We start from the raw sequence: 10389 nt of genomic DNA, 5'->3' as shown, positions 1-10389 counted from the left end.
ACTATAAATTTAGTGCTTTATAGTTATATTCTTATTAATCAGATAAATATATTAATTCTTATATCGAACTCACGTTAAAGTATATAGTCATTTAGGCGGTGAAATACCCTTTATATAGATTGTTCTGCTTTTAGTGGACAAAGGTGTGGAAAGATGGTTTCACGTTTTCATGGTATTCCATAAAACGTTTATTTACGGGATAATACGATGCAAGCAATACTAAAAAAGATTGTTTCACTGCTTTCACTGCAATCGTTTGCATTGTTTGAAGAGTATCTTTAACTCTTTTGCAGACCTGTCGTAATCTTTTTGCTTATATATTTGTTATGGTTTAATCCCATGATTGTAGTTCGGATTTAATTTGAAATGATAATAATTTTATAGTTAACTTTAATTTTTTAGTTGCATGAAGCAAGTTAATCTTAGAATCTTTCAAACGATTCTACCCCTTCTTTTAGGGATGTTCTTGTGTGTTAGCGCTTATGCACAGACCGTCACCGTGAAAGGGCATGTGAAAGATGCCTTAGGTGGTGTGATTGGCGCGAATGTTGTTGAAAAAGGTAATACGTCTAACGGTACGATTACCGATCTGGATGGTAATTTTACCTTGACTGTTCCGCAAGGTGCCACTTTGGTTGTTTCATTTATCGGTTACAAAACTCAGGAAGTGGCAGCTGCTCTTTCAGTTGTAGTGACATTGCAGGATGATGCTGAACTGTTGAGCGAGGTGGTGGTTATCGGTTATGGTGTGGCAAAGAAAAATGATTTGACCGGTTCGGTGACGGCAATCAAGCCTGACGAGAAAAATCATGGTTTGGTAACTAATGCCCAAGATATGATGCAGGGTAAGATTGCCGGTGTGAGTGTAACCACTGCCAGTGGTACTCCGGGTGCCGGTGCCAACATCCGTATTCGTGGTGGTTCGTCATTGAACGCCAGCAACGACCCGTTGATTGTGATTGACGGTTTAGCTATGGATAATCAGGGAGTGAAAGGACTTTCCAATGCCTTGTCAATGGTAAATCCTGCCGATATTGAAACTTTTACAGTTTTGAAGGATGCTTCTGCTACAGCTATTTATGGCTCTCGTGGTTCGAACGGTGTGATTATCATTACTACAAAGAAAGGTAGTGCAGCGCAGAAGCCAAAGGTCTCATATAATGGTAATGTATCATTCAGTATGAAACGTAAAACGCTTGATGTAATGACCGGTCAAGAATATGGTGAGTTCGTAGAGGATTATTACGGTATAGGTAGTGATGCTTGGAATTTGATTAAGAAGCAGACCGATTCCGGAGGTAACTATTTGATGGATGGAAATGGGAATTATCTGTATAACAATACAAACTGGCAGGATGAAATTTATCGCACGGCTGTTAGCCATGATCATAATGTTACAGTTACAGGTGGCTTGAAGAATATGCCTTACCGCTTTTCTTTTGGATATACAGATCAACAAGGTATCTTGAAAACTTCTGATTTTGGGCGTTATACGTTGAGCGTCAATTTGAACCCGAAATTCTTTGATGATCATTTGACCTTTAATATCAATGGTAAGGGGATGCTTGCGAATACTAAATATGCTGATACGGGTGCCATTGGCTCAGCTGTACGTATGGATCCTACTCAAAATGTCTATTCTGATGATCCTAAATATGATAATTTTGATGGCTATTTCCAATGGGTAAAAACGGGTGCCGATTTGAATGATCCGACATGGCCTTATACATCAGAACGTAATGCGGTAGCTAATCCTGTAGCACAGTTGTATACGGCAAATGATAAGGCTAAATCTAAGTCATTAGTTGGTAACATTGAGATAGACTATAAAGTACATGGATTGGAAGACTTGCGTGTTCATATGAATTTTGGTGGAGATTTTTCTACCGGTAAACAAACTTATTATGCTTCTCCAAGCAACTTCGGTAGTAATACTTATTATGGCCGTTATGGTTATGAACAAATTGATAAATATAACCTGTCATATAATGCTTATGCTCAATATATGAAGGATTTTAACGAGAAGCATCATTTTGATATCATGGCGGGATATGAGTGGCAGCACTTCCATCATGAAGGTGATAACGATTACTATGGATTGTATCCGAAAACGAATCAATCTGTAGACGATGCGGGCAATCCTATGGCGGGTTCAAAATATAGTCATACGTTTAACAACTGGGCTTCAGAGAACTATTTGGTCAGCTTCTTTGGACGTGCCAACTATTCTCTGCTTGACCGTTATCTTTTTACCGCAACTGTACGTTATGATGGCTCTTCACGTTTTCAGGATCATTGGGCGCTGTTCCCTTCATTTGCATTTGGTTGGAGAATGAAGGAAGAGGCTTTTTTGAAAGATGTGGATGCTATTTCTGATTTAAAACTCCGTTTGGGTTATGGACAGACAGGTCAGCAGGAAGGTATAGGTGATTATAATTATTTCGCATCTTATAATGTTAACACGAACCCGGATAGCTATTATTCGATTTTAGATAATGGCATGATTTACCGTCCGAATGCTTATAATAAAGATCTGACTTGGGAAACCACTACCACTTACAACGTAGGATTAGATTTCGGTTTTCTGAACAGTAAGTTTACAGGTAGTGTGGATTACTACTATCGTAAGACTACTGACCTGATTAATACAGTTTCGGTTCCTGCCGGCTCAAACTTTAGTAACGAAGTAACTTCCAATATAGGTTCTTTGAAAAATTCAGGTGTAGAAATTTCTTTGACTTACCGTCCTATTCAGACCAACGAGTGGAATTGGGAGATTACAGCTAATGCTACCTACAATGAAAACGAAATTACAGAATTGGTAAATAATGATGAAGGTTATTATGTCCCGACTGGTGGAATTTCTTCTGGAACGGGAAATCAATGTCAAGCACATGCTGTAGGACATCCGTCAAATTCTTACTATGTATATCAGCAGGTTTACGATGAAAATGGGAAACCGTTGGAAGGTATATATGTGGATCGTAATGGGGATGGACAAATCAATCAAGATGATCGTTATTTCTATAAAAGCCCTTGGGCACCTTGGACGGCAGGTCTGAGTTCTCGACTTTCTTACAAAAACTGGGATTTTAGTTTCTCGCTACGTGCCAGCATCGGCAACTATGTATTTAATGATACAATGGACGGTTTCGCTAATATTGATAAACGTTACGATAGTTCGTATGGATATATGCAGAATTGTCCTCAATCATCGGTTGAAATGGGATGGAAGACCTACGATAATGCCTTGTCTGATTATTGGGTGCAAAATGGTTCCTTCTTGAAATGTGATAATATTACCTTGGGTTATTCGTTTGACAAGTTGTTCAAGACATCTAATTATAATGGAATCAACGGACGTGTTTATTTGACAGCAAGTAATGTATTTACCATTACCGGTTATGAAGGTATAGACCCGGAAGTATTCCAAGGTATAGACAACAACCTTTATCCGCGTCCTTTCTCATTTATTGTTGGACTTAATCTTAATTTTTAATCCCATTAAAACATAGATAACTATGAAATTGAAATATATCAAATCAATCATTCCGGTTACTGCCCTGTTAGCGGTAACCTTCGGAATAACCTCATGTGTAGGTGATTTGGATGTTACTCCAATTGATCCGAGTACTAATATGACGCCTGATGCTGTGGGGCTTTTCAACAAATGTTATGCAAACTTGGCTATGCCTGGTAATGGCGGTGCTAACGGTGACTGCGATATCAGTCGTTTGGATGGCGGTACTACCGGTTTCGTTCGTCAATTATTCAATGCTAATGAACTGACAACAGACGAGTCCATTTGCTGTTGGGGCGACGAAGGAATTTCTGCTTTCAATTTTAATAGTTGGAGTGCAAATCACCCAATGCTGGCAGGCTTTTATAATCGTCTTTATTTTGGCGTATCTGTTTGCAACCACTATTTAGAAGTTATGGGGGATTATGATGCAACTATGACAGCGGAAATTCGTTTTCTGCGTGCTTTACACTATTATCATTTGATGGATGGTTGGGGAAATGTACCGTTTACTTTGGTCGTTTCTTCTGAAGCACCAGAGCAAATGAATCGTCAGGATTTGTATAACTGGTTGGAAACTGAGTTATTGGAAATTGTGGATGATTTAAGTGAACCCAAAGCCAAAAAATCCTCGGAAGCAGGTTACGGCCGTGCTGATAAAGCTGCAGCGTGGTTATTGTTGGCTCGTTTATATTTAAATGCTGAAGTGTATACCGGTACTGCACAATGGGAAAAGGCTGCCCAATATGCCAAGATGGTAATGGATTCTGATTACAGTCTGTTTGAAAACGGCAATGGCACTTATAGTGCTTATCAGATGTTGTTTATGGGTAATAATGGTGAAAACGGTGCTTCTTGCGAGGCTATTCTACCTTTGTTACAGGATGGTGTTACAACAACGAGCTGGGGTACTTCTTTGTTTTTGATTGCAAGTACATTTATGGCTGATATGGGTTCTTGCGGAACTACGGAGACCTGGGCTGGAAATCGTGCACGTCAAGATTTGATTATGAAATTCTTCCCGAACGGAGATGCTCCCAATGGAACTACAGAAGAAATGTTGGCTGCTGCTCGTGATGATCGTGCTCTCTTTTGGGGAAAAGACCGTACGCTGAGTGTGGAAACTCCGACGGAATTCACAAGTGGATTTTCTGTTGCAAAGTTTTCTAATGTTTATTCTGATGGTGGTACGCCTCATAACTCTCAGTTTGTAGATATGGATTTCTTTTTGATGCGTGTAGCAGAGGCTTATCTAACGTATGCTGAAGCTACGGCACGTACCAATGGAGGGACAGTCACCGGTGAAGGGAAAGCTGCTATTGATGCGATACGTTCACGGGCACATGCCAGCATTCGCTCTTCATATACGTTGAACGATATTTTGGACGAATGGGCACGTGAGTTTTATTATGAGGGTCGTCGTCGTATTGATTTGATCCGTTATGGCTATTATGGTGGTAATAATTCATATACATGGCAGTGGAAAGGTGGTACAATAACTGGCACAATGTTCTCTCCCAATCTGAATGTATTTGCGATTCCGAGTGATGACCTTAATGCCAACAGCAATCTTGTACAAAATCCAGGATATTAAAATGAAACCTTTAATGAGAAAAGAAATGAAAACATTATCTATATCGACATTGTTGCTCATGGGTGGCTTGTGTCTCTTGTCGGCTTGTGAGGATGACCGCGATTCGAATCCCATTATACAGCAACCGGAGACATTTGTGCTGAACGAGCCTTCCTATATCAATACGACTATTGATTTGCAGTCGTCTTCTGCCTTGCCATTGACGTATTCACAGCCAGATTATGGTTACACGGCAGTGGTTACCTATCAGGCACAAGTCTCATTGACAGATAGCTATACTGTATCGGCAGATGAGGCTGAGGCAGCGGCTGAAGAGGGCAATGAAACCTTGAAAGCAGATTATGCTGTAATTGATGGTACTTCTACAGTTGCAACTTTAGAGTTGGATGCGACTGCTTTGGCACGTCAATTGGTTAGATTGACGGGATGGGACGAAACATCTGTGCCAGAAACACAAACTATTTATTTGCGTTTACAGGCTAGTGCAAGTGGAGCATATACTTGCTTTTCAAACTCTGTGAAATTGACAATTATTCCCTATTATATCATGTTAACTGATGCACCGATTGAAATGTGGTATTTGATAGGTGAATGTATCGGTGATGGTGCGTGGACTAATTCTCCTTCTGCTGTAGGTACTTCTATCTATCCGATGTCTATTGTAGACGGATATAGTTATGATAAGAATACAGGTCAGGGTGAATTGACATTTACGGGTTATTTGACTCCTGATGGCTTTAAGTTGGTACATACATTGGAAAGCTCATGGCCTGATCAATGGGGACAAGGAGCTTCGTTTGGCGAATATGTGAAAAACAATGGTGGTTCCGGTAATATCACAGTACCTGTGGCAGGTTATTATACCATTACGTTGGATACGAAGGCTGATAAATTGAGTATTCAGGCAGCTGATATAACTCCAACGGTATATAGTTCGATGAATATAGCGGGTGATTTTAATGGCTGGTCTGAAACAGAAGGTGTGATGAATGCGGTGAATACGTCAGAAAGCATGATTGGACATAATCACATTTGGTCTTATACGATAGACGCTACAAGTGGTGATACAACTTGTAAGTTCTTGCAACCGGGATGGGCTCCTAACTGGGGTGCTGTTACATTCCCTTACGGTATAGGGCTGAATAATGGAGATAACATTCCTGTAGCAGCGGGCAAATGGGTTGTTACATTCAACGACATAGATGGTTCATATGCATTTACAGCAATTGAATAATGAAGTGTTAATTTTAAATTGGATTATGATATGAAAAGTAAATTATTATACATATTGGCGCTGGCTACCTCATTGGTAGCCTGCACCGATGATTATACAGATTGGGCAGCACCTTTGCAATCAGAACCGGAAAATCCTATTGATGTCAGCCTTTCGGCTTCTGCACCTTCGGCAATAGATATTGCTTCAGTGGAGGGAGATTCTGTAATAGTTTTCACAGCAACCGTAAATGCGCCTGAAGGATGTGTTCTGGCATCTTATAAATTGACGCTGAATGATACGCAGGATTTGCCTGTAAGTTTGGGAGGGAAGGCTGCTGTTTCAGATTTAAACAATGCCGTATTCAGCCTTTATGGAAGAAGGCCTACGGAAAGAGTAATGAATGCAGTGTTAGCGGGGTATGTGAATGTAAAAGGAGCTTCTGTCAAGGTTAGTCAACCCTTACAACTATCTGTGACCCCCAAGGCACCTTTTATAGATCAAGCTTATTATTTGGTAGGTGATATGTGTGGATGGGCTGTAGAAACGAAGCTCCCATTCAATCATTCTGAAGCTGATGTGTACGAAGATCCTGTATTTTCTATTGTGTTTACAACGACAGCAGACAATCAATATTGGAAAATTATACCAAAGACTAATGTAGACGGTGGTGATTTGTGGGCAGTAGGTGAAACTGGGGTAGTTGGGGTAGCTGTTGACGGAGATGCCAGCATGAGTGGAACTCTTACCACAACTGATCCTCAAGCCGGAAAGATTGAAAAAGCGGGTATGTATCGTATGGTATTGAATATGATGGAATATACCTATACTATTGAAGAATTGAATTTTGCTCCTTATATTTATGAGATAGGTAATAATACAGGTTGGGGGAATGTATGTCCCTTGGCAGGATTGAATTATGACGGTCAGTATAAAGGTTTTGCCTATCTGGATGGTGAACTCAAGTACAAACCCCATGAGAATGATTGGAATGATGATTGGGAAAAGGCAAGCGGAGATGCCTATGCCGGAACCTTGACAACCGAGGGTAGTGATAATATTGATGCTGTTGCACCGGGCTTTTATATGATGGACGTCGATTTGGTTGACCTGACATACAAACATACGTTGATAGAAACGATGGGCGTGATTGGTAGCGCTACTCCTGGTTTATGGGATGCTGACACAGATATGACATACGATAACTCAGACGGCAGTTGGAATTTGACAATAGAATTGACAGACGGTGAAATCAAAATCCGTGCTAATGATGGATGGGACATTAATTGGGGTGGTTCTATAGAAGAACCTACTTTTAATGCTGCTGGGAATATGGCTGTGACAGCCGGAAATTATAGCATTAAGTTTGTGCCCGTTTGTGATGGCAAGAACAAGTTGACCATGACGAAAAATTGAGAGTCTGTGTTTATTGGTTTAATATGTGAAGTATAAAAAAAGAAGTTGGCTCCTTCTTTATTCTGGCTGTAATGGTGGCAAGAATAAAGGCGGTTGTCGACTTCTTCTTTTTTGTTCGTTTTTCGCATACGTTTCCATATCCTATTCCGTTATTTTACTGTTAGGAAAACATCCCTTTTTACCCGAATGGACTATCTTTTGAAAGAGAGAATAGGTCTTATTTACCGATAATCAGATAGGATATGGATATTATTGAGAGATCGGTTAATATGATTTATATTCGTTTATTTGTAACGTAGATCTTATGTTATGAAGTACTTAAAACAGTTTTCTTTTTATTTATTAGCCCTGTTGCTGCTTAATATAGTATCATGTAGTGATGGAGAGGACATAGAGCCTATTCCAGAGCCTGAACCCGAACCTGAACCTGCGCCGATCGAATGGCTCTCCATCACTGCTGCTCCCGACACCTGGGATAGGCAGAAACGGGCTGACATTTCGTATCAACTTTTGGTATATTCCTTTGCAGACAGCGACGGCGACGGATGGGGCGATTTCAACGGGATTACCTCCAAATTGGACTATTTGCAACAGATGGGGGTCAGCGCTATATGGGTTTCGCCTATCCACCCGGCCATGTCGTATCATGGATATGATGTAACAGACTATACGACGGTCAATCCGCAATATGGAACGATGGCCGACTTTGAGCATCTGGTGACGGAAGCGCATCAACGGGACATCAAGGTTTATCTGGATTATGTGATGAACCATACCGGTAAGGATCATCCTTGGTTTGTCAATGCTAAGGCATCGCCCGATAATGAATATCGCAACTATTATGTTTTCTCACAAGATCCTGCAGTCGATATTGCAGCTGGAAAGCTCCCCATGATTGCTACGGAAGGGGCAGCCGGATATAATGCGGGTGAATGGTTCTCAACTACTTCGGGCGATGACGAAATGACGGGATGCTACAAGTTCGTGCTCGATTGGTCTGATGCTGCCCATCCTATGGTGACGGTAACTAAAGCCGAACAGCCCGATGCGGATAATCCCGATACAGATACCGCTGGTGCTAAGTATCTGTATTATGGTGATGGTGTCTGCAAGAAATTCTATGACCGTGGAAATGGTATTTATGATTTAACGGTGAACTTTGCTTCAACATGGGGCTTTCTGATCCGTACCAGTAATACAACATGGGATGGAGGTACGAAATACGGCGCTTCATCCTCTGCTAAAGTAAAGTTGGGAGAACCATTTGCATTGGACAACAAAACTGCTGCTGATATCTTGTTTGAGTCGATGAGCCTTTGGTATTATCATTCGCATTTCTATACCGATTGGTTTGCTGATTTGAATTATGGAAAAGTAGATGATGTCTCTGCCAATCCTACTTATCTTGCTATGGTTAATGCGGCCAAGGGCTGGGTAGACAAAGGTGTGAGCGGATTGCGTTTGGATGCTGTGAAGCATATTTATCATAATGCTAAATCAGATGAGAACCCCCGTTTTCTGAGAAGATTTTATGACGATATGAACGCTTATTACAAACAGACGGGTAAGACGGATGATTTCTATATGGTGGGCGAGGTGCTCTCAGAACATGACGAGGTGGCTCCTTATTATGCCGGCCTTCCCGCTTTGTTTGAGTTCTCCTTCTGGTATCGTTTGGAGTGGGCTATCAACAACGCTACAGGCTGTTACTTTGCCAAAGATATCATGAGCTATCAGCAGGAATATTTCTCCTATCGCAGTGACTATATTGAGGCGACAAAGCTGTCCAATCACGATGAAGACCGTACATCCTCCAAGCTGGGCAAATCGGTTGACAAGTGCAGGTTAGCAGCAGCGGTACTACTGACAGCGGCAGGCTCGCCTTATATCTATTATGGAGAAGAGCTTGGATTGTATGGTACTAAGGAAAGAGGAGATGAGTATGTGCGTAGTCCGATGCTTTGGGGAGACCGCTATACCACTTCCTATACTGACAAAGTGGATGCAGGAATGGCTTCGTCGGTAAAGTCTGTAGCTGATCAGCAGAAGGATGAAGGTTCATTATTGAATACGTATTTCACTTTTGCACGTCTTCGTAACACCTATCCGTCTTTGGCTGAAGGAACTATGAATCGGCATCCTGTTTATAATGAGACGAATGAATCCTACAAATCGTTGGCTGCTTGGTATATGACAAAAGACGAGGAAAAAATGCTTGTGCTTCATAATTTTGGAGGAACGGATGTCCAATTCCCATTGGCCGATAAGGTAGAAAAGGCGGTGGCCGTATCGGGTAGGGTAGAGCAGGCAATCGAAGAAGGGCAGACGCTTGTGAAGTTGGGCGCCTATTCCTCTGTGGTATTCAAACTTAAATAGGGATATTCAGTAAATGTTCCTAAAAATAAAATGGCATGTGAAGATTACATATCATAATCCCTTCAAATGCCATTTTTATTATGTTTTTTCTGTACTTTTTCAGACAATTTTATTCGACAGGAGATGACTCTCCGGAAGAAGTTTGATGACCTCTTCTGATTCTGTCAATAAAATCATGTCATGCCGCTTTACCGGTAGTGTTTCATTCAGTGTGTCTGGAGTCAGTCTTCAGACCTCTTAGTTTTGCAAATATATCAATTTATCTGTTAA

The 10389-nt window shown here is 41.0% G+C and carries 5 protein-coding genes; all 5 read left to right on the top strand.

The window, feature by feature from the left end; genetic code table 11:
- Positions 1-406: 406 nt before the first annotated feature.
- The 5 genes from Q0Z70_RS11835 to Q0Z70_RS11815 all read left to right on the top strand — a co-directional run bounded on the left by Q0Z70_RS11835 (position 407) and on the right by Q0Z70_RS11815 (position 10119).
- Positions 407-3499 carry a TonB-dependent receptor gene (locus tag Q0Z70_RS11835; protein WP_298074785.1) on the top strand — a complete coding sequence of 1031 codons (3093 nt, stop codon included), beginning with the start codon at positions 407-409 and terminating at the stop codon, positions 3497-3499.
- 22 nt (positions 3500-3521) lie between these two features.
- A complete protein-coding gene (locus Q0Z70_RS11830) occupies positions 3522-5114 on the top strand; it encodes a RagB/SusD family nutrient uptake outer membrane protein (RefSeq protein WP_298074783.1) in 1593 nt (530 codons plus the stop codon).
- A 13-nt stretch (positions 5115-5127) separates the two neighbouring features.
- Entirely contained in the window at positions 5128-6348 is a 1221-nt protein-coding gene (locus Q0Z70_RS11825; RefSeq protein WP_298074781.1) for a SusF/SusE family outer membrane protein, read from the top strand.
- Positions 6349-6378: 30 nt separating this feature from the next.
- Entirely contained in the window at positions 6379-7743 is a 1365-nt protein-coding gene (locus Q0Z70_RS11820) for a DUF5115 domain-containing protein (protein WP_298074779.1), read from the top strand.
- 309 nt (positions 7744-8052) lie between these two features.
- Complete coding sequence (locus Q0Z70_RS11815; RefSeq protein WP_298074777.1) at positions 8053-10119, top strand: alpha-amylase family glycosyl hydrolase; 2067 nt, start codon at positions 8053-8055, stop codon at positions 10117-10119.
- Positions 10120-10389 lie beyond the last annotated feature (270 nt).

Origin of the sequence: uncultured Bacteroides sp., from assembly GCF_947632445.1 — a bacterium.
GTDB lineage: Bacteria > Bacteroidota > Bacteroidia > Bacteroidales > Bacteroidaceae > Bacteroides.
The sequence above is the reverse complement of the archived record's forward strand: the minus strand, read 5'-3'. Positions and strand labels throughout refer to the sequence as shown.

Excerpts from the sequence above, each read along its gene's own strand:
- Q0Z70_RS11825 (WP_298074781.1), top strand. The coding sequence starts at position 5,128 with ATGAGAAAAGAAATGAAAACATTATCTATATCGACATTGTTGCTCATG.
- Q0Z70_RS11820 (WP_298074779.1), top strand. The coding sequence starts at position 6,379 with ATGAAAAGTAAATTATTATACATATTGGCGCTGGCTACCTCATTGGTA.
- Q0Z70_RS11830 (WP_298074783.1), top strand. The coding sequence starts at position 3,522 with ATGAAATTGAAATATATCAAATCAATCATTCCGGTTACTGCCCTGTTA.
- Q0Z70_RS11815 (WP_298074777.1), top strand. The coding sequence starts at position 8,053 with ATGAAGTACTTAAAACAGTTTTCTTTTTATTTATTAGCCCTGTTGCTG.
- Q0Z70_RS11835 (WP_298074785.1), top strand. The coding sequence starts at position 407 with ATGAAGCAAGTTAATCTTAGAATCTTTCAAACGATTCTACCCCTTCTT.